Source organism: Floridaenema fluviatile BLCC-F154, from assembly GCF_041929135.1.
Taxonomy (GTDB): domain Bacteria; phylum Cyanobacteriota; class Cyanobacteriia; order Cyanobacteriales; family Aerosakkonemataceae; genus Floridanema; species Floridanema fluviatile.
The window spans coordinates 42,210-66,429 of sequence record NZ_JBHFNS010000057.1 but is presented as its reverse complement, the minus strand read 5'-3'; the positions used below and the strand labels follow the sequence as shown (position 1 = coordinate 66,429).

General features: G+C 41.2%; 28 protein-coding genes. 12 read left to right on the top strand and 16 right to left on the bottom strand.

Annotation, left to right across the window (positions count from 1 at the left end; translation table 11 throughout):
* The first annotated feature begins 241 nt into the window (after positions 1-241).
* From ACE1B6_RS13940 to ACE1B6_RS13930, 3 genes are all read left to right on the top strand, one after another.
* The gene (locus ACE1B6_RS13940; protein ID WP_413257842.1) at positions 242-1,456 is read left to right on the top strand and encodes a class I SAM-dependent methyltransferase; all 1,215 of its coding nucleotides are present in this window, start codon (positions 242-244) and stop codon (positions 1,454-1,456) included.
* Positions 1,457-1,724: 268 nt separating this feature from the next.
* Positions 1,725-1,925 carry a hypothetical protein gene (locus ACE1B6_RS13935; protein ID WP_413257841.1) on the top strand — a complete coding sequence of 67 codons (201 nt, stop codon included), beginning with the start codon at positions 1,725-1,727 and terminating at the stop codon, positions 1,923-1,925.
* A gap of 200 nt (positions 1,926-2,125) precedes the next feature.
* Positions 2,126-2,641 carry a hypothetical protein gene (locus ACE1B6_RS13930; protein ID WP_413257840.1) on the top strand — a complete coding sequence of 172 codons (516 nt, stop codon included), beginning with the start codon at positions 2,126-2,128 and terminating at the stop codon, positions 2,639-2,641.
* 11 nt (positions 2,642-2,652) lie between these two features.
* Here the strand turns inward: ACE1B6_RS13930 and ACE1B6_RS13925 are convergent, their stop codons facing one another.
* The gene (locus tag ACE1B6_RS13925) at positions 2,653-2,976 is read right to left on the bottom strand and encodes a TMEM14 family protein (protein ID WP_413257839.1); all 324 of its coding nucleotides are present in this window, start codon (positions 2,974-2,976) and stop codon (positions 2,653-2,655) included.
* Positions 2,977-3,491: 515 nt separating this feature from the next.
* Here ACE1B6_RS13925 and ACE1B6_RS13920 point away from each other — a divergent pair.
* The 3 genes from ACE1B6_RS13920 (at position 3,492) to ACE1B6_RS13910 (ending at position 5,769) form a co-directional block, all read left to right on the top strand.
* A complete protein-coding gene (locus ACE1B6_RS13920) occupies positions 3,492-3,776 on the top strand; it encodes a DUF7219 family protein (RefSeq protein ID WP_413257838.1) in 285 nt (94 codons plus the stop codon).
* A gap of 173 nt (positions 3,777-3,949) precedes the next feature.
* Positions 3,950-4,777 (top strand): 4-hydroxy-tetrahydrodipicolinate reductase, encoded by an 828-nt coding sequence (gene dapB / locus ACE1B6_RS13915; RefSeq protein WP_413257837.1) that lies wholly within the window; start codon positions 3,950-3,952, stop codon positions 4,775-4,777.
* A 233-nt stretch (positions 4,778-5,010) separates the two neighbouring features.
* On the top strand, positions 5,011-5,769 hold the full coding sequence (locus ACE1B6_RS13910) for a phosphate ABC transporter permease (RefSeq protein WP_413257836.1): 759 nt from the start codon (positions 5,011-5,013) through the stop codon (positions 5,767-5,769).
* A 68-nt stretch (positions 5,770-5,837) separates the two neighbouring features.
* Here ACE1B6_RS13910 and ACE1B6_RS13905 read toward each other — a convergent pair whose 3' ends face one another.
* From ACE1B6_RS13905 to ACE1B6_RS13870, 8 genes are all read right to left on the bottom strand, one after another.
* Positions 5,838-6,533 carry a zinc metallopeptidase gene (locus tag ACE1B6_RS13905; protein ID WP_413257835.1) on the bottom strand — a complete coding sequence of 232 codons (696 nt, stop codon included), beginning with the start codon at positions 6,531-6,533 and terminating at the stop codon, positions 5,838-5,840.
* A 70-nt stretch (positions 6,534-6,603) separates the two neighbouring features.
* The gene (locus tag ACE1B6_RS13900; protein WP_413257834.1) at positions 6,604-7,233 is read right to left on the bottom strand and encodes a precorrin-8X methylmutase; all 630 of its coding nucleotides are present in this window, start codon (positions 7,231-7,233) and stop codon (positions 6,604-6,606) included.
* Positions 7,234-7,456: 223 nt separating this feature from the next.
* Positions 7,457-8,272, bottom strand: a complete 816-nt coding sequence (locus ACE1B6_RS13895; protein WP_413257933.1) for a TPM domain-containing protein — start codon at positions 8,270-8,272, stop codon at positions 7,457-7,459.
* Positions 8,273-8,697: 425 nt separating this feature from the next.
* Positions 8,698-9,201 carry a DUF948 domain-containing protein gene (locus ACE1B6_RS13890; protein ID WP_413257833.1) on the bottom strand — a complete coding sequence of 168 codons (504 nt, stop codon included), beginning with the start codon at positions 9,199-9,201 and terminating at the stop codon, positions 8,698-8,700.
* A 19-nt stretch (positions 9,202-9,220) separates the two neighbouring features.
* The gene (locus tag ACE1B6_RS13885) at positions 9,221-9,661 is read right to left on the bottom strand and encodes a YtxH domain-containing protein (RefSeq protein WP_413257832.1); all 441 of its coding nucleotides are present in this window, start codon (positions 9,659-9,661) and stop codon (positions 9,221-9,223) included.
* Positions 9,662-9,756: 95 nt separating this feature from the next.
* A complete protein-coding gene (locus tag ACE1B6_RS13880; RefSeq protein ID WP_413257831.1) occupies positions 9,757-10,095 on the bottom strand; it encodes a hypothetical protein in 339 nt (112 codons plus the stop codon).
* 194 nt (positions 10,096-10,289) lie between these two features.
* Complete coding sequence (apcB, locus tag ACE1B6_RS13875; RefSeq protein WP_413257830.1) at positions 10,290-10,799, bottom strand: allophycocyanin subunit beta; 510 nt, start codon at positions 10,797-10,799, stop codon at positions 10,290-10,292.
* 238 nt (positions 10,800-11,037) lie between these two features.
* A complete protein-coding gene (locus ACE1B6_RS13870; protein ID WP_413257829.1) occupies positions 11,038-11,343 on the bottom strand; it encodes a hypothetical protein in 306 nt (101 codons plus the stop codon).
* Positions 11,344-11,747: 404 nt separating this feature from the next.
* On the opposite strand from ACE1B6_RS13870, the gene glnA reads away from it, so the two are divergent.
* The 4 genes from glnA (at position 11,748) to ACE1B6_RS13850 (ending at position 15,871) form a co-directional block, all read left to right on the top strand.
* Positions 11,748-13,166, top strand: coding sequence for a type I glutamate--ammonia ligase (gene glnA / locus ACE1B6_RS13865; RefSeq protein ID WP_413257828.1), 1,419 nt, complete (start codon positions 11,748-11,750; stop codon positions 13,164-13,166).
* Positions 13,167-13,448: 282 nt separating this feature from the next.
* Entirely contained in the window at positions 13,449-14,348 is a 900-nt protein-coding gene (locus ACE1B6_RS13860; protein ID WP_413257827.1) for a ferritin-like domain-containing protein, read from the top strand.
* Between the two features lie 187 nt (positions 14,349-14,535).
* On the top strand, positions 14,536-15,024 hold the full coding sequence (locus tag ACE1B6_RS13855; RefSeq protein ID WP_413257826.1) for a YbjN domain-containing protein: 489 nt from the start codon (positions 14,536-14,538) through the stop codon (positions 15,022-15,024).
* A gap of 118 nt (positions 15,025-15,142) precedes the next feature.
* Entirely contained in the window at positions 15,143-15,871 is a 729-nt protein-coding gene (locus ACE1B6_RS13850) for a lipoate--protein ligase family protein (protein ID WP_413257825.1), read from the top strand.
* 74 nt (positions 15,872-15,945) lie between these two features.
* Here the strand turns inward: ACE1B6_RS13850 and ACE1B6_RS13845 are convergent, their stop codons facing one another.
* The 4 genes from ACE1B6_RS13845 to psaK (ACE1B6_RS13830) form a co-directional block, all read right to left on the bottom strand.
* Positions 15,946-16,455 carry a DUF4278 domain-containing protein gene (locus tag ACE1B6_RS13845; RefSeq protein ID WP_413257824.1) on the bottom strand — a complete coding sequence of 170 codons (510 nt, stop codon included), beginning with the start codon at positions 16,453-16,455 and terminating at the stop codon, positions 15,946-15,948.
* A gap of 251 nt (positions 16,456-16,706) precedes the next feature.
* Positions 16,707-17,933: a site-2 protease family protein gene (locus ACE1B6_RS13840; protein WP_413257823.1), complete on the bottom strand. Its 1,227-nt coding sequence runs from the start codon at positions 17,931-17,933 to the stop codon at positions 16,707-16,709.
* A 109-nt stretch (positions 17,934-18,042) separates the two neighbouring features.
* Complete coding sequence (psaK, locus tag ACE1B6_RS13835) at positions 18,043-18,300, bottom strand: photosystem I reaction center subunit PsaK (protein WP_413257822.1); 258 nt, start codon at positions 18,298-18,300, stop codon at positions 18,043-18,045.
* A 147-nt stretch (positions 18,301-18,447) separates the two neighbouring features.
* The gene (gene psaK, locus ACE1B6_RS13830) at positions 18,448-18,726 is read right to left on the bottom strand and encodes a photosystem I reaction center subunit PsaK (RefSeq protein WP_413257932.1); all 279 of its coding nucleotides are present in this window, start codon (positions 18,724-18,726) and stop codon (positions 18,448-18,450) included.
* A 131-nt stretch (positions 18,727-18,857) separates the two neighbouring features.
* Between psaK (ACE1B6_RS13830) and ACE1B6_RS13825 the strand changes: the two genes are divergently transcribed.
* Positions 18,858-19,520, top strand: coding sequence for a phosphoribosylanthranilate isomerase (locus ACE1B6_RS13825; RefSeq protein WP_413257931.1), 663 nt, complete (start codon positions 18,858-18,860; stop codon positions 19,518-19,520).
* A 131-nt stretch (positions 19,521-19,651) separates the two neighbouring features.
* Here ACE1B6_RS13825 and folE read toward each other — a convergent pair whose 3' ends face one another.
* The 3 genes from folE to ACE1B6_RS13810 form a co-directional block, all read right to left on the bottom strand.
* A complete protein-coding gene (folE, locus tag ACE1B6_RS13820; protein WP_413257821.1) occupies positions 19,652-20,362 on the bottom strand; it encodes a GTP cyclohydrolase I FolE in 711 nt (236 codons plus the stop codon).
* Between the two features lie 47 nt (positions 20,363-20,409).
* Positions 20,410-21,135: an SDR family oxidoreductase gene (locus tag ACE1B6_RS13815; protein ID WP_413257820.1), complete on the bottom strand. Its 726-nt coding sequence runs from the start codon at positions 21,133-21,135 to the stop codon at positions 20,410-20,412.
* A gap of 204 nt (positions 21,136-21,339) precedes the next feature.
* Positions 21,340-22,320 carry an acetyl-CoA carboxylase carboxyltransferase subunit alpha gene (locus ACE1B6_RS13810; RefSeq protein ID WP_413257819.1) on the bottom strand — a complete coding sequence of 327 codons (981 nt, stop codon included), beginning with the start codon at positions 22,318-22,320 and terminating at the stop codon, positions 21,340-21,342.
* A gap of 445 nt (positions 22,321-22,765) precedes the next feature.
* Here ACE1B6_RS13810 and ACE1B6_RS13805 point away from each other — a divergent pair, with 445 nt between their 5' ends.
* Entirely contained in the window at positions 22,766-24,064 is a 1,299-nt protein-coding gene (locus ACE1B6_RS13805) for a hypothetical protein (RefSeq protein WP_413257818.1), read from the top strand.
* The last annotated feature ends 156 nt before the right edge of the window (positions 24,065-24,220 follow it).

Here is a 24,220-nt window from a genome sequence, read left to right as displayed (position 1 = left end):
TCATTAGAGAATCATCACCATTACCTACTCCGAAAGAGGGAAATCATGCTATCAAGACTGTTCGGAGTTAATCAACCCAGTCTTTAGATTAGAATGTTTCGTGCTTGTCACACTCATTTATTAAGAAGTGTGTACAACTATATTCGACTGTTGCCCACACATCATACTTTATCTTGATACGTTATCTGAGAAAAAAGATAAGTTTTGTTACTAAAATCTAAAATCTAAAATCGTCTGACCAATGACCAACCAAGAAATTAGTTCTGCTGTTCAACGCCTTTACGATACTTATCCTTTTCCCCCAGAACCGTTACTGGATAATCCGCCACCAGGATACAATTGGCGCTGGAATTGGTTAGCGGCTTATAACTTTTGTACCGGAAGCAAGCCAGCCAAGCAAAATATTCGGATTTTAGATGCTGGATGTGGTACAGGTGTAGGCACTGAGTATTTGGTTCATTTGAATCCTGAAGCTGAGGTAACGGCGATCGATCTCAGTCCAGGTGCTTTAGCTGTCGCTAAGGAACGCTGTCAACGTTCTGGCGCTAATCGCGTAGAGTTTCATCACCTAAGTCTTTATGATGCCGAACAACTTTCTGGTGAGTTCGATTTAATTAATTGTGTGGGAGTTCTCCACCATTTACCCGATCCCAAACGGGGAATTCAATCTTTAGCTGCTAAATTAGCTCCCGGTGGATTATTTCATATTTTTGTTTACGGGGAATTAGGTCGCTGGGAAATTCAATTAATGCAAAAAGCGATCGCTCTCCTCCAAGGTAACAAAATCGGCGATTACCGCGATGGTGTCCAAGTCGGTCGGCAAATCTTTAATTCCTTACCCACAGATAATCGACTTGTACAGCGAGAAAAAGAACGTTGGTCAATGGAAAATCAGCAAGATGAATGTTTCGCTGATATGTATGTTCATCCCCAAGAAATTGATTACAATGTCGAAACTCTCTTTGACTTAATCGATGCTTCTGGCTTAGAATTTGTCGGTTTTTCTAATCCAAAAACTTGGGAATTAGAAAGATTGTTAGGTAAAAGTCCTGAATTAATGGCTAGGGCAGAAACTTTAAACGATCGCCAACGTTACCGCTTAGCTGAATTATTAGATCCCCAAAGTTTCACGCATTACGAATTTTTCTTAGCCCGCCCACCTTTAACTAAATTCGATTGGTCTTCCGATGCTAATTTATTAGCCGCAATTCCCGAACGCAATCCCTGTATGGATGGATGGCCTAGTAAATGTCTGTTTAACTATGATTATCAGATAGTTAATCTCACCGAATCTGAATTCCAATTTTTGCAAGCTTGCGATAATAATACTGAGAAACAGCAAACTTTGTCTGAGATTTTAACGGGGATTGATTTGAGTTTAGAGCAAGTGCGATCGCTCCTCAAACAGCAATTAATCATCTTAACTCCGAACGAGAAAGCTTCAACAAACTTTTGAGTTGGTAAGGGCGAGTTTATTAGAAAACTCTGTAGTCATAGCAGAATAATTAACCGCAAAACCCGCCCTTACAAAATGGTAAACTTTCTCCCCTGCTTCCCTGCTTCCTTGCTCCCCTGCTCCTACTTTTTTTTGTCAATGATTTGAGTCACAAAATAGTTAGGGAATTATCACAGTTTTCCGGGTAACTTGTTATCAAACTAGAAGAATAGCAAAAAGGTTAATCATTACTTAACTTTACTTAAAAAACTTCGTTTGGTGCAAGACAATGAAATCTTCATACTTTTGGCATTCTGTCCCGATCGAAAATCTCTGTGGGCAAATCATGGCTTCTGGTAAGATAACTGTTAGCGATCGCTATCAAATTAGATCCGCCTTATTAGATGATACCTTGACGGAACCAGAGCAAATTTTAATCAACAGATTGCTTTACGGCATCCGACATGGATTACTAAGAATCATCGATTAAAATCTTCTTAAATCACACTTGTGATCTATATCACCTACAAATAAGAGTATTATCACTCTTGTCAGTTATATAAAATCACTGTTGTACAAGTTTACCGTCACTTGTAAGAGTTTTCACGGTCACTAATAGAAGCTTTCTAACATCACTGAATTCCTGAACTAAAAGATTCATAGTAAGAATACAGAGTTCCAGGGGTCGAGATGTTACAACAATCTCTTTTACCACAACTTACCGTCAACTCTAAACAAGTTTTGACCCAATTAAATAGCGGACAAATACTGAAAATTGATAGTCATTGTCGAGGAGGATTAATACTTTGTAAGCGACATCACGCAGAATTTGCTGGGCCAGGAGCCGCCGTTGGTGGAGTTTGTGATGTAGACTGTAATCGAGTGATTGCGATCGGTAATGTCACCTTAATTCACCCAGAATCTTTCGCAGAACGGCAAAAGGCTTTTACCATCAGACAAAAATGGTTCCGTTTTACTCAAAAAGCAATGGAAACTTCTGTTCCCTTACAACGGGCTTACAGGATTCTAGTAATGTTAGAGAAGTATTTCGGTACTGAAGCAATTAACTCAATAGCAGACGATATCTTATCTCAGCTAATTGGAGTTTTACCCAAAACAGTTAATATAGCACGTCAGTATAAAGCGCATCAGTTACATTCTGAACCATCAAATATACACAGTTCTCAATATGTAACAGTCACTTAATTTCTGAGCAGCTAAACTAAATTCAACCAACCAGCCAAAAATACCATCATCGCTACTAGATTTAGCAACATCATCATTCCCGCAGGCATAAATTTCCGAGTGCGAAAAAACCTAGTAATAAAAACTACTAACAAAACTGCTGCCATTAAAGTTGCTACTCCTAAACCCGCTATTGGAGTTTTTATTGCTACAAACCAAGCAACCAATAGAATTAAACCGCTAATTAAACCTGCCAGAAGAGACTTGGTACTTTTGGCTTTCAGGTAGCCAAAAACACCGCCGACTCCGACAACCAAAGCATATCCCAAAATAGCCCAGATTAATATTTGCTCCATATTTTTAATTTTTGATTTAATCTAAAGAACATACCACAATTTAGGAGAACTTTCTATGAATCTACATGATTTAGGAATGTTGTTGTTACTCCTCACTCCGGGGCTTTTACTTTCAATACTGATTATGGCCTCCTTCGCCGCAGGCGGATAAAGCAGGGTAACTCCAGAAGCAGCTAGGTAGGAGGGCAGGGGAGCAAAGAAGCGGAGAATTCAAACTGCAAAATTTTCAAACCTAAAACTGAAAAAATTTTTCCCTTTTCCCCATTCTCCTCACTTCTGCAATAATTCTGTTAAAACTTGGTTTAATGGCATTTCTAAGCCTAATTACTTAGGACTATGATGCAATTAAGCAATAGATATGTTTATGAAAATTTTCTCAGCTGTTCAGTGTATCTGCGTAGTGTATTATTATTAACAAAAATATCAATATATCTTAGAAGAGATTACAATATCCCAAAAAAAGATTACAACAGAATTAGAGATATATTTACCAGAGCAAGATTGTGGAGAAGCTAATGAACGAAAAAGCTAACTTTCTTTATCCCCGTAGCCGCTACTACGGTTCAGTGAATCCAGAGAATTTGGTATTTAACGCCAATTTGCAAGAGTTTACTCAAAGAATCAACTTTATCTGTGCTTTAGAAACTAGCGGTAAGCTTCCTCCTGAAGAAGCTTATAAACAAATCAAGGGATTGTGGAAACAACTAAAACGTTCTAAAAGAGAACTTGGTATTGGTCAACATCCTTTTCAAAGTGATGACCATGATGACAAGGGAAATCAATCATCTGAAAATAATTGACGAGAAATTTATGAACGATTTCAGGTTGTACTGGAATGCCTCTGTTGCACCTCCTTGCTGCCAAAAAACAAAGCAGGTAAATTTTTTTTAGTCGCGTTGGGATGTTTGAACTCAACGCGACATTTATTTTAGTCTAGAATTCGCTAATCAGATGCAAGGATATTTTTAAGGACATGACGAATCAATATCCCATACCCGTAGTGGTGAATGGTGCGGCTGGTAAAATGGGTCGTGAAGTGATTAAAGCGGTGGCTGGCGCAAGTGATATGACGCTGTTGGGAGCTATCGACCATAATCCAGAAGTTTTAGACAAAGACGCTGGTGAGATAGCCGGATGTGGCACATTAGAGGTTCCAATTACTAATCAGTTTGAGCCAATGTTGGCGATGGCAGCGCAGGAGAGACAGCTGGGGGTAATGGTAGATTTTACCCATCCTAGTACAGTGTACGATTCGGTGCGGTCTGCGATCGCTTACGGCGTGCGCCCAGTCGTTGGAACTACCGGAATGAGTACACAACAAATCCAAGAATTAGCCGAGTTTGCAGAAAAAGCGAGTACTGGCTGTTTAATTATCCCCAATTTTTCCATTGGCATGGTGCTGCTGCAACAAGCTGCTGTTCAAGCATCAAAATATTTTGACCATGTAGAAATTATTGAACTACACCACAATCAAAAAGCAGACGCTCCGAGCGGTACAGCAGTACAAACGGCAAAACTCTTGGCAGAAATGGGTAAAACTTTCAATCCGCCCTTAGTTAAGGAAGAGGAAAAATTAGCCGGAGCTAGAGGCAGTGTAGCAGAAGAAGGAATTCGGATTCATAGCGTCCGCTTACCCGGATTAATAGCTCACCAAGAAGTAATTTTTGGCGCAGCTGGGCAAATTTACACTTTACGACATGATACTAGCGATCGCGCCTGTTATATGCCCGGAGTCCTACTAGCAATTCGCCAAGTCACCCAACTAAAATCGCTAGTATATGGATTAGAGAAAATTTTGTAGTTGCTTGGCAATTGCTAAAAACTCAACATTCAACATTCATAATCAACATAAAAACGGCTCTCCCATACCGATGGTGAGAAATAAAACTGACTAAACTCCCAGTCCCTAGTCCCTAGTCCCTAGTCCCTAGTCCCTAGTCCCTAGTCCCTAGTCCCTAGTCCCTAGTCCCCATTCCCCAAAATCCGACTTTTCTACCACAAGTACAAGAGAGCCTTTCTTAACACCTATTAATTATGCTCATTCCCATCACCCGGCAAAAATTTGAACAGCTAATCCCTATTCTGGCTACAGGAAATCAATACAAATATTATTGGGGTAAACCAGCAGATTATATCTTGCGACTACTAATGTCTCTAGTCGTTGCCATGTTAATTTGGTGGATTGAAGTTACTTTCTTAGGGCCAGAATATGCCGCTTTCACATTAATATCTGGTATCTTAGTTGCTTCCTATTTTTTATGGGGGCCAATTTTCTGGGCTAGTTTACGCAACTACCAATGTCGCAAATACAAATACAGTGGCTTTTGGAAAGGTGAAATTTGGGATTTATACATCACTGAAGAAGTAGTAGGAAAAGAACAGAATGTTAACAAAAAAGGCGAATTAGTAATCGTAGAAAACCGCGAAAAAAGATTAAATATAGAAGTCGGCGATGAAACAGGTTTTTCCACTAGTTTACAAGTTCCCCTAAAACGTATCCATAAATCTCTCAGAAGAGGTCAAGGTGCAGAAATGTTGGTGATGTCTCATAAACCAGATTTAGCCGTTATCGGCAAAGTCACAGATATTTATATTTCCGACCTTGATTTATGGGTAAGTGACTATCCTTACCTGCAAAAAAAAGAATTTACAGAACTAAGCTACACCTTTGAAAAAGCCGAAAAAATGGAAAGGCAAAACAAAAGAAGAAGACCGATTGAGGAAGACATTGAAACCGAAGAAATGCCCCCAGTCAAATCACCAAAAAGACGAAAAAGAGTAAACGACTGGTAATAGTTCGTAGTAGCGACTTCAGTCGTTTACTTTGTCCGATGCCCGACTAAAGTCGTCACTACGAACTATTAACCGCGACTACGGGAAATTAACAAAAGTTGAATTAATTGTAGAACACCGTAAAATGCAGTTGCGACATAAGTCCAAGCAGCTGCATTTAATACTTTCCTAGCTGCTTTGTTCTCTTCTCCTTGGAGAATTCCCATTTGATTAATTAGTTTGAGCGCACGGCTAGAAGCATTAAACTCTACAGGTAAGGTGATAATATGAAAAGCAATTACACCCAGAAATAAGATAATTCCGATATTGATAAACACTGAAGAAATTGTTCCCATTGCACTGAGGAAAAGCCCAATAATTACTAAAGTTGGGCCAAGTTGAGAACCTAAATTAGCAACAGGAACTAAAGAGGCGCGTAGATTCATGAATTTATAGCCTTGTTTGTCTTGGAGGACATGACCACATTCATGAGCCGCTACTGCCGCAGCTGCTATAGAATCAGAACCATAGATTCCTTGAGAGAGACGAACAGCTTTGGCGCTGGGGTCATAATGGTCTGTGAGTTCTCCGGCTACTGGCTCTACTGAGACATCATAAATTCCCATTTTGGCTAAAATCGCCTGAGCTACTTCTGCTCCACTCATGCCCATGCTAGAACGAACTTGAGAGTAACGGTGATAAGTTCCTTTGATTTGACTCTGCGCCCAGAACATGAGTAAGGCTCCTGGGATCAGAATTAAATAAGACAACCAGTAGTAAGACATATTTTTATCTCTCCTGGGGAGATGGTAATGAAAAAATTCAGGATTTGAGTACTAATTTATCTCAAAATTATTAACCGCCGACTACTCCTTCTTGTCCGTAAGCTTGCCAAGCTAATTCTACTAATCCGTTGACGATTGCGGCGGCGACTACGGCGCTTCCTTTTCGTCCTTCGGTACGGATGTGGGCAATGAGTGAGTCTTGTAATCTATCTTTAGCAACATCTACATCGACAAAACCTGCGGGTGTACCAATTACTAAAGCTGGTCGAATTTCTTCTTTCTCAATTAAGTCTACTAGGGTAGAAAGAGCCGTTTGAGCATGACCAACGACAAAAATTCCTTCTGGGTAGCGTTTGGCGAGAGTTTCTATTCCCCAAGCTACGCGAGTTCGTTCTTTTTGGGGGCGGGTTAATGCGTCCATGCTACAGTAAACCGGGTTGGCAAAGGTGTTTTGAATAATTGGGGTAATGCCAACTTGTACCATTGGCACATCTACGACGATGGTAGTGCGGGCGGCTAATGCGGCTGCGCCTGCTTGTAAGGCTCTTTCTGAGAAACGAATCAGCGATTTATATTCAAAGTCAGCTGTGTCATAAATTACCCGGCGGACTATTTCGTATTCTGCTGGGGAAAAGATGTGGTCGCCGATTTCGCGATCGATTATTGCTAAACTTTGGGCATCTGTAATATGCCATTCCATGAAAAACTGCCCCCGAAGCTGCTATTACTTAAAGCATAATTGAAGTTGGTTGTCAGGATTTTAGTCCTTTGATTGTCGTACCCACGACTAAAGTCGTTACAACAAACAATTTTTTTGTTAATTAGTTAAAGCATAAAGGTAGAACGCAAAGAATACAAAATTAACTTTTGCGTTCTTTGCGTTCTGGTCTGTAAAATATTGACAATTAGTTAAACCCAACAATTTAACGACTGCTGGAAGCTTCCGAAGGAGAACCAACTGCTGGGGTAAGATAAGCAACTAAAGCTCCGATGATGAATCCTGCCACATTTCGCAGTAAGGGCAACCATTCAGCAGTACGGCTGACTACAGGGCCGATTCCGAAGGCAATAAACAAAATTCCCCACAAGGGCGAGAAAATTAATGCCCATTGCCATGCTACGATTTGTCCAGGTTTCCGGGGATGAGCCGCGAATCCTAAGACTACGCCACCGACAATTGAGGTAACTAAGGTGAGAATCCATTGTTCTCGCGGTAATCCGGGAACTACGTTGCAACCGCCTTGAGTTAAGCAGGTTTTTACTGATTCTAAGGATTGAATGATTGATTGTGCTTCGCCTTGTTCGCGGACAAAGTAAAGGTTGCCAAAGCGAGTTTGCAGTTCTATCCAAAAGGTACGGGGTAGGAGTTGGTAAACAGCATCTCCGACGTTGAAGTTGAGGATGTTTCCGCCTCTGGAGTCTGCAACTACGAGGACGCTTTTTTCATCTAGGCCCCAAAAGTCTTTAACTGCTCTGCCTGGTGTACGATCGTACTGTGTTAATACTCTCAGTTTCCAGCCTGTTTCGGCTTCAAAATTTTCTATATCGTTTGTCAGTGCTTCCTTCTGAATCTCGGTGAAGGTTTTGGCGAGGTCAATAATCGGGGTTTGAGTGTTCGGTAGTAAATCTGGGTTCTCGTAGGCTTGGGCATAAGCAGGTGCTACTACCCAAACTGATACGGCGAGGAAAAAAGCGGCTAAGGATGTCAGAACTCTTTTCAGGAAAGGTTTTTGCTGCATTGGCTGTTTTACCACAATCTCAGACTTGGACATTTAACAAGAACTTTTATTAAACAAAGGATAATAGAAAGCTAATATTTCTTTACACTTCTTTACTTTACTCTAATAGTACGCCATTTTACCAGCATTATCTCAATGTTGGGAAAAAAGGTTGCTGGATTAGGGGCAGAGGGGCAGGGGGGCAGGGAGAAAAATTCTTAGATTAGTAGCAAGAGAAATGGTTTTAAATTCTTGAAATTTCTAATTTTCTAATTTTCTAATTGTTAATCTTAACTCTAAGAAAATGAATTAATCCAACAGAAAAAAAGTAGCAGATTTCTGATACTTGAAATTAATTCTTATTCCTCTGCCCCTCTGCCCCTCTGCCCCCCTGCCCCTCTGCCCCCCTGCCCCCCTGCCCCCCTGCCCCCCTGCCCCTCTGCTCTTTAATCTTTGTCTGCTTGTGAGTTTTCTTTGGGGTAAGAGGTCGATCGCTCAGCCGGAAAATCCAAAGGCATTCTTTGTCCAGGTGGGAGACGATCGACAGAACGGTGTCCGCTGGGAGGAAAATTATTATTAGTATTATTAGAACGATTAAAAGTTTTCCAGGCGGCTTTTACACCTGTGAGTAAACTACGAGTACTAACTTGGACTTTTTTCGCTTGAGTTTTAGCGCCATCAATACTTTTATCGACATTTTTTACTACTTGACTGGCACTTTTTACGCCTTCACTGACATCATCGGTTAACTCAGTAATTTCGATTCCGGTGAGGCGAATAGATTCTAAAGTTGGTGGTAGTTCTCTATTTAAAGTATCAGCTAACTTTTCGATACTGCGAGCAGCACGGGCAATTTCTTGAACAGCTGGTAGAAGTGCTACTAGAACAGCCGCCAGACTAACGGCAACTAGTAGAATAGAAAATCCCAGCCAAAATAACGGGTCAATCACAAAAGTTTGAGTTTAAATATTATGATTCTGGTTCGATCGCTGTTGATTGAGGATCGGCTTTGACTACTGTAGTTTCAGAGGCATAAGAATTGGAGTATACCTCTGTCAGAGAATCTTGAACTAAAGTTTGCTCGGAGGCGGAAGTAGTTTCTTGCCGTTGGATATTTTCCTGTTCTTGAGCAGTTGCTTCCACTCCAGCTGCGATCGCTTCTTTGAGTCGTGTTAAGGTACTATCCCAATTTCGCAGTGCTGATTCCGAAAGCCGATCGGCTTGCAGCTGTACACTACTAGAAATGTCTTCTGCCAACTCTGGGAGTGCGTCGGCAGATTTTTTCAGCAGATGGCGAGTTTCTTTCCCAGTGCGGGGTGCTAAGAGCAAACCTGTAATAGTTCCCAAAGCTGCTCCCAGTAGCATACCACCAATAAACGATCCCGAAGATCCTGAACGATTCTCAGACATTTTTTGCTATTTTATCCTTTTACTCATTTTAGGCGGGTTTTCCTGATTGGTATGATATGCGATCGCGGGTATCGCTTAGCTTGCACCGTTAGCATCTATTTTGCTAGCGGCTTCTTCATTTGTTTCAAAGGTCTACTACGTCTGGTGCGTTTGCGCCAAAATTGTTGGCTAAAGTTGAGTATTCCTAAGAGTCGTCCCAGTTTTTCCAATTGGAATTCTAGATTTCGGTATTTTTCCCGCAGGGTCTTAGAACCTTTTTGTCCTAAAATGATTGTGTCTGGGGCGCTATGCAGTACGTTGTAAGTATTTCGTTCCGCGACCACGATCGCTTTTGTTGCACCTGCGATCGACCTACGGATTTTCCAAATTTGCCAAGCTAGGTAAAAGTTGAATAGGGCGATGAGTATGTTGATTGTGACAACAATTACGATCATTTTTGTATAGCTCCCAACAAACTCATCTACTTAATAAAATAGTTGCTGGCTTTAATGATAGCGGTTAAAAGTGCGATCGAAATTTTAAATTCAAGATCCGAATATAGAATAGCGATCGCACCTCCCCCCCTTTCAGCAAATTAGGGAAAAAGTGCGATCGCTAATTTTTCTAACTACAATTTCAACCGTCTAATCTAAACATTTTGTTCGCTAAAGTCGCGAGTCAAATGATCGAAAGGCTGATCTAAAAAAGAAGCATTCTGAATCCCAGCTGCTTCCACTTGTTCCTTAACAATATCCTTCATAATTTGGATACCACGCACAGTTGGCCCAATGGGTACACCCAGAGAATTATAAGTCTCCCGCAACCCTTGTAACACCCGCTCATCCAAAACATAATTATCCCCAGCCACCAGCGCATAGCTAGCATAACGGAGATAATAATCCATATCCCTTAGACAAGCCGCATAACGACGAGTCGTATAAGCATTTCCACCCGGGCGAATCAATTCTGGCAACTCATCAAACAATTGCGATCCAGCCTGTCTAACGATCTCCGCTGCATTAGCATTAATCACCGCAGCAGCAGCTACTCTAGCCGTACCCGTTTCAAAATAGGCTTTCAGCGCATCAACAGCATTCCGGTCTAAATAACGACCACTAACATCGTAATTTCTAATTAAATTTGTAACTGCGTCCCGCATGAAATTGCTCTCCCAGTGAATGTTACTATTGGGGTTTTACTATTGCTGAAATCTGGTTGCATCTCATCCGCATGACAACATCGGACAGAGACACCTGCTTCTAGGTTAAAACTCAAGTTAACAAAGTTTAACCAAGAAACACAAACCTTTACCTGTGGCGTAGATAGCCGATTGTAGTTTACAACAAAATCATGCCCCAAAAGTTACCTTTGACAGCTTTTGTAATCGGAGAGAAACATTAAACTAAAACTTCTTGTTTGGGGCGATTTTTTAAGTGACAAGAAGGATATTCCGGCTGGAAATTAATAGCTGATTTAAACCAGTCTGTCAACGGCTCAGACAACAAAATTAACTCTTCAGGATAGCGAGGCTGGGGATCGCCCACCAACCAAATTGGCGGCACCATCATCGGGTCATACTCGGCAATTACATCCACCACCCCTGGACGCTGTTTTAACTCAACCCGCAATCCCGCACGATATTGCTGTGCTTCCTGTGTTGTTAAATCGGTCTGGAATTTAAAAGCCATTGTTATCGCAGCCATAAACTGTAGTTATTGCTACGATTTTACCGGAGTAAAGTTAAGCTGCCCAAGCTTTCTGTCAAAGTTGCTACATTTTTTAACCTTTTCTTTAGGCGATCGCGTACCAAGACAAGGATATTCTGTAAAGCTGAATACAAAAGATCCTGAAACCTATCTCTAGGATGATGCAGGTATACTATTGAGTCGGCAAAATCGGCTATTTAATTTGAATCAAATCTGTCTGGACATCCCAGAGTAACAATGATGAGAGATCCAGGCAGTAGCATTAGGTGTCAGATCAAAAAAGACAGGCACACCCAGTAAAATTCTCTCAAATCTAGGTTTTCTGCCCCTTGACCTGAACCTTCACCACAGCTGATTATCTATATCCAGACTTTACGAGATCAAAAGTTACGGAGTAATTCATGTTCCAGACCCCGCAAGAGTTCTTAAACTACGTTAAAGAAAAGAACATCCAAATCATTGACCTCAAATTCATCGATATGCCTGGTATTTGGCAACACTTGTCGATGTACCATGACCAAATCGATGAAAGCAGTTTCAGCGAAGGTGTAGCCTTTGATGGTTCCAGTATCAGGGGTTGGAAAGCCATCAATGAGTCAGACATGGCAATGGTGCTCGATCCCACCACCGCCTGGATTGACCCCTTCATGAAAGAACCCACCCTCAGTGTTATCTGTAGCATTATCGAACCCCGCACAGGTCAACCTTACAGCCGTGACCCGCGGACAATTGCCCAAAAAGCAGTTGATTATCTAATTTCTACAGGTATTGGCGACACAGTATTCATCGGCCCAGAAGCGGAATTCTTTATTTTCGATGATGTTCGCTTCGACCAAAACGAACACGAAGGCTACTATTACGTAGACTCTGTTGAAGGTCGTTGGAATACAGGGAAAAACGAAGGGCCAAACTTGGGCTACAAACCTCGCTATAAAGAAGGTTACTTCCCAGTTTCCCCGACCGATACTTCCCAAGATATGCGGACAGAGATGCTGCTAACTATGGCAGAGTGCGGTGTACCGATCGAAAAGCATCACCATGAAGTTGCTTCCGGGGGTCAGTGCGAACTAGGTATTCGCTTCAATAAGTTAATCAAGGCAGCAGATGACTTGATGACTTACAAGTATGTAATTAAGAACGTTGCGAAGAAATACGGTAAAACCGTTACCTTTATGCCCAAGCCAGTGTTTAATGACAATGGTTCTGGGATGCACACTCACCAGTCGATCTGGAAAGATGGTCAGCCTTTGTTTGCTGGTGACAAATATGCTGGTTTGAGTCAAATGGCGCTTTATTATATCGGTGGTATTTTGAAGCACGCGCCTGCGCTGTTGGCTTTGACTAACCCGACGACCAACTCTTACAAGCGGTTGGTGCCTGGTTTTGAAGCGCCTGTGAACTTGGCTTATTCTCAAGGCAATCGTTCGGCTTCGATTCGGATTCCGCTGTCTGGTGGTAATCCCAAAGCTAAGCGGTTAGAATTCCGTTGTCCTGATGCTACTTGTAATCCGTATCTGGCTTTTGCGGCGATGCTTTGTGCGGGTATTGATGGGATTAAGAATCAAATCGATCCAGGTGAACCTCTGGATGTGGATATTTACGAACTGAGTCCTGAAGAGTTGAGTAAGGTTCCTTCTACTCCGGGTTCTTTGGAAGGTGCTTTGGAAGCTTTGGAAAAAGATCATGCTTTCTTGACTGAAAGTGGTGTATTCACGGAAGACTTTATCCAAACTTGGATTTCTTACAAGATTGATAAGGAAGTTAACCCGATGCGGTTACGTCCTCATCCTTACGAGTATGCCCTCTACTACGACTGCTAAAAAACAGTTGTTGTTTAATTAACATTTAGCCACCTTAATTGGTGGCTTTTTTTGTGCTTTGTTAGTGAGTTCAGAACTCAATACTTCTCGGTTAAGCATTTTTTGCCTTTGTAGGGGCGAAGCATTCGGACAGAAAATCTAGGGTTTGAGTCATAAATTGTCGCCCGAATGCTTCGCCCCTACTCTTAACCGAGCAGTATTGGTTCAGAACTGCTGCCACACTGATTTTGGAATAAGTATTAAAATCTAATTTGTGAGATCTCTTTACAAAACTCAACAATTATGACTGTTGCTTACCCAAGGAAATTACAAAACTCTATTGGTGCAAGGGAAATCTTGAAGCAGGTGGTTGCTGATCGCGAAATCCACATCATCACCCTCAACCGCTACCGTTACAGCGAACAACGCAGCTGTAAAGATCTGACAGAAGTCATTGAATCACTAAATGGCAAAGAACCAAGATTGATCCGGGATCTCTCCCATCACATTGCTGACGAAGCGCGTCACGCCATGTGGTTGACTGATTTGTTGGTCGATATGGGAGAAGATGTTGGTACGCCACCGGGAAATTCTTACATTGACGAATTCGATCGCCTTTTAGATAAAGATTCCTTTAACTCAGAAAGTAAGCTAGAAGATGGAATTATTTCGGCTTTAGCGGCAATTAACGTTACGGAAAAACGGGGTTGTGAATATTTTGCGGCGCATATTTACGCTTTGAAAGAAGCGCCACAAACTGAAGAAAATATTAAGATTCGCGAAACGATCGAACGCATTTTTCCTGAAGAAGCTGGGCACGTTCGTTGGGGAAATCGTTGGTTAGCGGAAATTGCCAAAAAAAGCCCGCAACATCGGCAGAAGGTGGAACAAGCTAAGCGCAAGTATGCGGCGATCGAACAAGCAGCTTATGAATCTGGTATGGATATTACCTTGGGTGCAGAACTGCGCCGCTTAGATAACTTACTGGAAGTTGCCAACACTATGCCTTTGTGGGAACGTCCCCAGTACTTGATGGAACGTCTCCCCCAAGCGTTGCTAGCACCTCAATTGCAGATGACTCGAATTCAAATAGCTCAAAAAGCTTGGAACCGCGATCCGCAAGCATTTATGGAAAAATTTGTGCCGATGTTTCTTAATGGCTTGAAGAGCACTGTTGACAAGCAGAAAAAAGCCACTGTTTAGTTAAATAATCTCATTTTGTGGGGTGGGCATCCTGCCTGCCAGGAACAATGGCTAGCAAGATAACTGCCCCACAAAAAGCAGTTGGATATTTTTGATCTAAAGGCATTAACTGGCACGACTTCCACAAAAGTGCCAAGAAACGATAGTGTTGGTCTAGTACCTCAACAGAAGATAAAGGGAAATTTGTATGACTACCTTTCAGCCGGATGCAGAAACGGTTGCGACTCAAGATTTGTCTAGCAAGGAACTAACTGATGAGTTGGTGGAAGAAACAGTTAATTACCAAGATGTGATTGAAACTGTAATCTCCAGCTTGGAACAAGATGATACGGCAATGGTGAGTATTACTGAGGCGGGTCATCTGTGGAAGTTTAAATACGGTACTGTTGAAGTATTTGTCCAACTCACTGGATCTACAGAGAATGATAGCTTTACCGTTTGGTCTTCGGTGCTAAAACTACCTGCAAAAGATGAATTAGGGTTAATGCGAAAACTTTTGCAGATGAATGGAACGGAAACTTTTGAGTCTCGTTTTGCGATTATTGAAGATCAAGTAGTGGTGATTACGACTCGCACTGTGGCGGAACTTTCTCCAGGGGAAATCTCTCGTGCTATTACTATTGTTGCCACAATTGCTGATAATAATGATGAAGCTTTGCCAGAAGAGTTTTGTTAGTAGTTATATCATCTTCGATCGCTTGTGGTAAAACTGGTTTGTTGTAAACACTTCAGTGTTTTTCCTGTAAAAATATCCGACTGAAGTCGCAACTACAAACAATTTAACTGGACATGATATGACTAATAACAAGTTCCGTTTAATTCCGCTGCTGTCGGCTTCCGGTAAGGTGCAAATGGCTATTGATGCTTGGCTTTTGGAACAGCATCGACTGGGTTTACATCCGCCTACTTTACGTTTTTATACTTGGTCGCCAGCAGCGATTTCTTTAGGATATCATCAGCGACGTTGGCCGGATTTTTGGGAAAATTTAAGTTGGGAAAATTCTCGATTAGATTTGGTGCGTCGTCCGACGGGGGGAAGGGCGGTTTTACATCAAGGTGATTTGACTTATGCGATAATTACTTCGGGAATTACTGGTAGTCGAATCCAAGTTTATCAAAAGTTATGCGAGTTTTTAATTGCGGGTTGGCGATCGCTCGGCGTAAACTTACACTATGGTACGACTGGGCGCGGTTACATTCACAATCCTAATTGTTTTGCTACGGCTACAGGTGCAGATTTATTGTTAGAAAATGGTTCTAAACTGATTGGTAGTGCTCAAGTTTATCGAGATGGTGCGATTTTGCAACATGGTTCAATGCGTTTACAGCCCGATCGATCTCTGTTCTCTCAAGTTTTTCCTGAAACTCCACCACCAATGATTAATTTATCTGTTAATCAACAGGGAGAAAGTTTAATTGAAACTGTAATGCAAGCACTAATTTCAGCTGCCGAGACTTGCTTTAATACTCAATTAGTAATGCACCCTTTAACTGATTTAGAATGGCAATCAATTCAGGCTTAACTTCATTTAGATTACGGTTCATCAATTTCTTGGAAATCCTTAACTATAGCCAGTAACCAGTCTAAATAAATAATTCAAGTTTGATGATTAATAGGAGTTGCTGAATTTATATCTACTTTTACTTGAATCACAGTTTTTTCTCGATCGGAAGGCGCAACATATTTTTGACAGTCTAGATTCGCACCTCTATATCTCAGATGGAAAATTTGGGGAATTTTAGCTGCTTCCGAATGGTGATTTTGCCAAACTTGACCGCGATATTTTCCGGTTAAATCCGTTTCGGCAACTTCGTGGTTATTACTTACAGAGCTATGCTCGTAGTTACTTCCCCGATAAAGTAGAGATAGTTTGTTGGTTGGTTCTATCTCTAATACTGTTTGATTTGGTTGGCGCAATTTTAGCGTCGAAAGTCCAGCAATCACTAATAAGAAAAGCTGAATTTGCCAAGGGGCTAATATCAAGCTCAAAAGCAAACCTACTATGGCGATTAGACCACAAAGGTAAACTATTTCATCCGACGATTTTTTGACAAAGTAAGTAGCCACTATGAAAATTGTTAGTGGAATCATGAAAGTGAAGTTCATACTTTTATTACCTCTTGAATGAGTCAGCCTCAGCTGATTAACTTTTTAGGTTTTAAGCTCTTAACCTATTATTATAACTTGTTACAATGGGGAATTTAGAATAGAATATTAACCTTTCTTGACAATCTTTAATTCTTAGTTGGATTTGTCAATCTTCTGCAATTTTAACGATAACGTCACTCTCAATATAAAATGAGCCACCTATGCTTTGGTTGTCAAGATTAGGTGGTTAAAACTAAGGCTTTTGAGGTTTAAGATTGATTATTCTCTATCGATCGCGTTTCTGCGGCTTGTTGAGCTAGTGTGGCAATTTGTAAGCCTGGAGGATAGCTACCTTCTGCTTTAATTTGTTTAATTTGGGCTTCAGGAATCATCACGTTTAGCTTTTGGGCTAAAGCTCTGACAATATCGCCTCGATCGATCAATCCAGACACAGCGCCAGCTGGAGAAAGTACCGTAATTCTTGGTAAGTTATCAGTTTCTAAACGGTTAATTACATCTACCAACAAAGTTTTTTCATCTACATGGTTAATTTCTGGCAGAGGTTTAGCTATGCTATGAACTGTTTGGGTTTCCCATTGACTCCTTTCAATCGATCGCAAATCATCAATCGAAACTAAACCACGATATCGACCTTCAGAAGCGGCAAAATAAACTTCTGTTTGATTAGCCCTGAGCAGGTGATCGTTAGCAAATTGTTGTAAATTCATATTGGCATCAATGACGCGAAATTCTCTAGTCATTGCGTCAGCAGCAGTCAAATTCAATAAAGTTTGCTGTACGTTGGTAACTTGTTCGTAAGCGTTAGCATTTCGCAAGATAAACCAACCAAGTAAAGAAATCCATAATAAACCAGGTATCCAGAAACTAAAAATTACACCACCAAGAATTCCTGTCCAACCGATTAATTTTCCTGATTTAGCTGCCCAATAAATCGCTTTAAAACGATCGCCTGTCACCTTCCACACCGCAGCCTTTAAAATTTGTCCTCCATCTAAAGGTAATCCGGGAATTAAATTAAATAAAGCCAAAATCAAATTAATTTCTGCTAAACTTTTGACTAATACACCAAAGGGACTCAACTCTGGCAATGGCAGAGCGATCGAAGTTAATAATATAAACAAACAGAAGCTAACTGTAGGGCCTGCGATCGCTACTTGAAAAGATAAACCTGGTGTTTTTGATTCCCGATCGATCGCGGCAATTCCACCAAACAAAAATAAAGTAATCGAGCTAACTTTAATCCCTTGCGATCGAGCAACTAAACTATGACCCAACTCATGCAATAATACGGAAAGAAACAGCAGTAGTGCCATAAAAAAACCAATTAACCAAGCCGTTCCCGAAGACCAACCCGGATAATCTTGTTGTAAATTGATTCCATTGGCGAAACTAAAAAAGGCTAAAATAATTAGCCACGATGGGTCAATGTACAATGGAATACCGAATATAGACCCGATTCGCCAACCTGACTGCATAACAAACTTCCTTGAACTTTCCCTACTTTAAATTTAAGGTATGATTCAATTTCTGACGAACAGATCCCCGACTTCTTCAAGAAGTCGGGGATCTCTAAGATCCAGTTAACTAGAGGACTCCAGAGTTAGTTAGTCCCAAAATTACGCCAGCGCCCAAAATGTGACCAAAGCAAGCACCTGCAATCAGTTGTGGTAAACCAAATCCGGGTACAGGTGAAGCTGGTTTGCTGCCTCGATCTTGTGTAGCATAGCGAACAATTAAAAGTGCCAGAATATTGCAAACAATCATGATTGCTCCTATCTGCAAAGACCAATTTTCGGAGCGAACATTCAGGACTTGTGCGGCTAATAAAAGTGAGTGGATCAAAATTCTTTCTCCTATTTCGAGAAACTGAATAGATGGATTATATGACGGAGAGCTAGCAGTTGATGAACAATTCAGACGATCGAAGACAGGAGATAGGAAAAAAAATCATCCTTACTATCTTCTGGGTTCTGTTTCCTGAATTATTGATTAAAGGACACCTGCATTACCCAAACCGAGAATTACGCCAGCCCCCAGGATATGACCAAAACTCATGGTTGCCAGCAATTCAGCCAAAGTAAAATTACGGAATAGTGCGGGTTTATCTACAGGAAGATCTGGGCTTTGTCCGGGATTTTGAATTGCAAAGCGCCCAATGGCAATAGCGAGCAAGTTACAGAGGATCATAACTACGCCTACAGCGGGGCTCCAACTGGCTGTGGTGGGAGCAGTATACTCAACTCCGAGTAAAATTGAGTTAATCAAGATGCGTCTCCATTACAGAACTTCATCAAGAATTATAAAAAGCTCCGATCCAAAAACCGATTTTTGTTTTAAGAGTTAACATTGTCGCAAAATTTTGATACAAATCTAGACAGTTGATGGAGATTAGAGAAAATATGCGGGTAAAGATTTGCGGGATTACTAAACTGGAACAAGGTGATGCGATCGCTCAAATGGGTGCGACAGCTTTAGGATTCATCTGCGTCCCCTCCTCCCCCCGCTACCTTAGTGCAGCAGGAATTTCCGCGATTATCCAAAGACTATCGCACCAAGTTGACTGCATTGGTGTATTTGCTAATACCACTGTGGCGGAAATTTGTCAAACAGTAAGTGCCACAAAATTAACTGGAGTTCAGTTACACGGCAATGAATCCCCAGAATTTTGCCAAGAGTTGCGCCAGTGCTTACCAGGAATCGAAATTATCAAAGCTTTACGAGTCAAAACTAATGAATGTTTAACTAATTCCGAAATCTATGCTGATTCTGTAGATCTATTATTGCTAGATGCTTATGATCCGACTCAATTAGGTGGTACGGGTAAAACTTTAGATTGGTTGAGACTACAAGAATATAAACCTTGTTTGCCTTGGTTACTCGCAGGTGGATTAACACCAGATAATATTATGAATGCTTTAAGTTTAGTAAAACCTAATGGCATTGATTTATCCAGTGGTGTAGAGCGATCGCCAGGAGACAAAGACTTAGATAAAGTCGCCCAACTATTTACCAAACTACAGCAAACAGAACAGTTATTGTTAAATACAAGCAGTTCGTTGTAAGGACTTCAGTCCTAATTTTTAGCTAGGCAATCTGACTAAAGTCATTACAACGAAAGGATTTTGATTAATTAAGATAATTTTAGATTTGAGTTTCAATCAAGTGAAAATCTCAAATCTAAAATAAAAATTTCTTAGAAGAATGCGGGTTGGTGACGAATTAAATTGAGAAATTCTTCCCGAGTTTTTTGTTCATCTTGGAATACTCCGACCATTGCACTAGTAACAGTCCAAGAACCGGGTTTTTGGACACCTCGCATCACCATACACATGTGGCTAGCTTCCATAACTACAGCTACGCCTTGTGGTTCTAAAATAGTTTGAATTGCTTCGGCAATTTGGCGAGTTAAACGTTCTTGAACTTGCAAACGGCGAGAATACATTTCCACAATTCTGGCTAATTTGCTCAATCCCACTACTTTTTGGTTGGGGATATAAGCAACGTGCGCTCTACCCATGAAAGGTAGCATATGGTGTTCGCAAAGGCTAAAGAAATTGATATCTCTAACGAGTACCATTTCGTTGTGACCTTCATCAAAAATGGCATTGTTTACCAGTTCTTCAAGAGACTGATTGTAGCCACTGGTGAGGAAGCGCATCGCCTCTGCAACTCGCTTCGGAGTTTTCAGCAATCCTTCTCGTTCGGGATCTTCTCCTACTCCCAAAAGCATTGTCCGTACAGCATCCATCATTGCTTGGTTGCTTTCTTCGGAAGGAGAATGCAACTTTGCTTCTTGACCATTTAAGGTGTTGCGATCGGGTCGAGAAGAAACATTAATTGTGGTATTAGTGTTGACAGGACGAGATTGAGATCCGTTAGAACCGTTGGAGGAAGCGATAGTCATGATTAGCCTTAAGTTTAGAGAATTAGTGAACTCAGGAGGGTAAGTCCTTAGAATTTGCCAGCACTAGGCATCAGGGTTAATTCTTCGATCGCTGCTTCTTGTGGTAGCAGTGCAGCGACTAGAATTGAGTGAGCTACGGTTTCTGGGTTGAGCATGGCTTTTCGATCGAAATCTGCATCAACCGTTTCTGTGTCCCAAATTGGCGTATTCACTACACCCGGACAGATCGCACTTACTCGAATGCCGTGAGCTCGTTCTTCAGCTGCTACAGTTTTGGAAAGTGCCATCAAGCCAAATTTGCTGACGCAGTACGGGCCCCAACCAGGAAAAACTTGTTGACCTGCGATTGAGATCACGTTAATAATGGTTCCGCTTTGGCGATCGCGCATTTGAGGCAATATACCTTGAATACACTGGAATACACTGGTAAGATTCAGGTCAATTACCTTTTGCCAGTCAGAAAGCGGTGTATCGAGAATGTTTTTGGTGTATCCCATCCCGGCATTGTTTACGAGGATGTCGATCGGGCCAAAATCTGCCGCGATCGCTTGGATTTTTGCTTTTACCTGGTCAATTTCAGCTAAGTCGATGGGATAAGCTTTCGCTGTTACCCCAGCTTTTGCCGCTTCTTGAACCACAGTCGCTAATTTTTCTTGAGAGCGACTTAATAATCCTACATGAATCCCAGCGTCAGCAAATGCTAAAGCGGTCGCCTTACCAATGCCACTGCTGGCTCCTGTAATCAGTGCGCGTCTTTCAGTGGAAGCACTCATGGAGTCGAATTGTCTTGAAATTTGCTTTTCACACCCATCGCTTCCGGGCAACTGCCAAGGGACAAGTTGATATTCCCAAAATTTTTGATGGTACTCTCGAAGACTGAGCTTACCTAGAGCTTGCTGAGTATGAGAGTTCGTGTAAACAAATGTTACGTTTTGATTATACCATTTGTTACAGACTTGAAACTAAAAGAAAAGATTTCAAGCTGACAATTCCATAAATACGCCGATACGACGGAACTTTTGATAACGTAATTCCCGACGTTCGCTATTGTTGAGTTGGCAAAGTTCTGTTAAGTGATGTAACAGTGCTTGTTTTAGGATAGCAGCTGTTTTCAGGGGATCGGAGTGAGCGCCGCCGATCGGTTCTACTAATAAGTCGTCTAAAATTCCCAAATTTTTCAAATCTAAGGCGGTAATTTTCAGAGCTTCCGCGGCTTGGGGAGCTTTAGCGGCATCTTTCCAGAGGATAGAAGCGCAGGCTTCGGGACTAGCGACAGTGTAAACCGAGTGTTCAAACATTAAAAGTCGATCGCCCACTCCAATTCCCAAAGCGCCACCGGAACCACCTTCACCGATCACAGTACAAATAATCGGTACTTCTAAGCGAAACATTTCTCTGAGATTGTAAGCGATCGCTTCTCCTTGCCCTAACTGTTCCGCTTCCACACCAGCCCAAGCACCGGGAGTATCAATAAAAGTAATAATTGGCATACTGAAGCGATCGGCGTGTTCCATTAATCGCATTGCTTTGCGATAACCTCCCGGAGAAGCCATCCCAAAGCGCCGTTGAACGTTATCTTTAGTATCGCGACCTTTTTGATGTCCCAACATTACCACCGGACGACCTGCGATACTACCGACACCGCCCACTAAAGCGGGGTCATCGCTACCATTGCGATCGCCATGTAACTCCATCCACTCATCACTAATCGCTTGAATATAATCCAAAGTACTAGGGCGACGGGGATGACGCGCCAACTGTAACTTTTGGGCGGGAGACAGATTACTAAAAATTTCGTGACGCAGTTCTAAAGCTCGTGATTCCAGCTGGCGAATCTGATCGGTGACATCAACTCCGTTTTCTGTAGCTAGCTCGCGGATCTGCTCGATCCGATTTTCTAACTCAGCCAGGGGCTTTTCAAAATCTAATAGGTAAGGTTTGCGCTCGGAAGTTACCACTTTGCTCAATTACTACTAACTATAATGTGCCTTTCTGATCGTACACCTTTCTTGACAATTCTTTATCACCAAGCTTGAAGAATATATATCAAAGTCAAGCTATAAATTCAATAAAGATTTGCTTAGGCTAACATATACGAATTTTCGATCTAATTTTTATTTTCAAACTATTAAATTTTATTTAAATATTTATTAACCGAATCTAGAGATAGAAAAAAGGTTAATCTGGGTTAAGGACGATCGCCATCTTGACAATAAATCCGGTCAATTTTTTCCATTTTAGCGGGTAAGGGTTACACTGAAAAGTTACTAGATTTTTCAACTAATATTGACGGGATTCTTCTTTGGCGATCGAACAAATATTTTAATAATTCTTTACCGAAAAATTTCAGGAATATCTCTCAACCCAAAGGTATTATTGAATTATTATACTTGACAAAAGAATATGAGCTTTTCAGTATTTAACGAATCTTTTTACCTAGCCCATAATCCTGATGTCCAAACAGCTATCAATGCCGGATATTTCTCCTCTGGACTTGAACATTTTCAAAAATTTGGTTTGGCAGAAGGACGGGTTTCCGTCTCACCCTTCTATGACGAAAAGTACTATTTACGAAAAAATTCTGATGTCGCCACAGACGTTGCCTTCGGGACATATCATTCTGGTTTAGAACAATTTATCTTAACTGGTGAAGCAGAAGGAAGGGTTTCCGTCTCACCTTTCTATGACGAACGGTTCTACTTACAGAAAAATCCAGATGTAGCCACAGCAGTTGCCTCTGGAAACTTCCGTTCTGGTATACAACACTTTTTTGCCGCAGGTGAAGCAGAAAACCGAGTTTTCATCTCACCTTTTTATGACGAACAGTACTATTTGCAAAAAAATCCAGATGTAGAAACGGCAGTTGCTTCGGGAACTTTGCGTTCTGGTTTACAACATTTTATCTTAGCTGGTGAAACCGAAGGTCGGCGAGCTAGTTTACTATTTGATGGAGAGTTTTATTTTCGGAATAATCCCGATGTAGCGACGCAGGTAGCAAATGGTAGATTTAGTTCTGGTTTAGCGCATTACTTACAAGTTGGACAAGCAATATATCTTTCAGGAACCAATTTTAACGAATTTGGTTATATTGGGCTATCTACTAATACAAAAGTCAATCCAGATGTAGAAGAAGCCATAAAAGCTGGTTATTTTGCTTCGGCTTTGGAGCATTACATTCAATATGGACAATTTGAAGGTCGAAGAGCTATTTTTAATGGCACAAACGGCAACGATACTGTTACTGGTTTCGGTCAAATAAGTGCAATTTATGGAGTAGGTACAACTATCCGTCAAGCAGAAGAGGCTGGTACTCTCATTGGAGGTCAAGCTTTATATTTTGGCAATGGAATTAACGAAGTTGATGTCCTTGTTGGTGGTAATGGACAAGATACTTTTGTTTTGGGACGAGCGATTGTGGGCAGAGGGAGTTCTAGTGCTAGCCCCTTTTATCGAGGAAATGGAGATGCTGATTATGCCAGAATTGAAAATTATGAAATTGGCAAAGATGAAATTGTGTTAGCTGGGGCAGCAAGTAATTATGATTTTGTGCAGTCTGGCGATAGTTTGAATATAATTATCAGTCGTTCTAGTTATGAGAATCAACCATTAACTACTCCTGATTTAATTGCTCAAGTTGAGGGAGTAACTTCTCTAAGTCAAATTGAGAGTAAGTTACAATTTGCGGGGGGATTTATGTGGTAAAAATAGTAAGTTGAGCTTAAATATTTATTAACCCAATCTAGAGATGGAAAAAAGACTAATTTAGGTACAAAATTACAGCAGCGATCGCCATCTTTGCTGCCAGTAAACTCAGTCAATTTTTCCACTCTAGCGGGTAAAGTTTGCGCTGGAAATTTA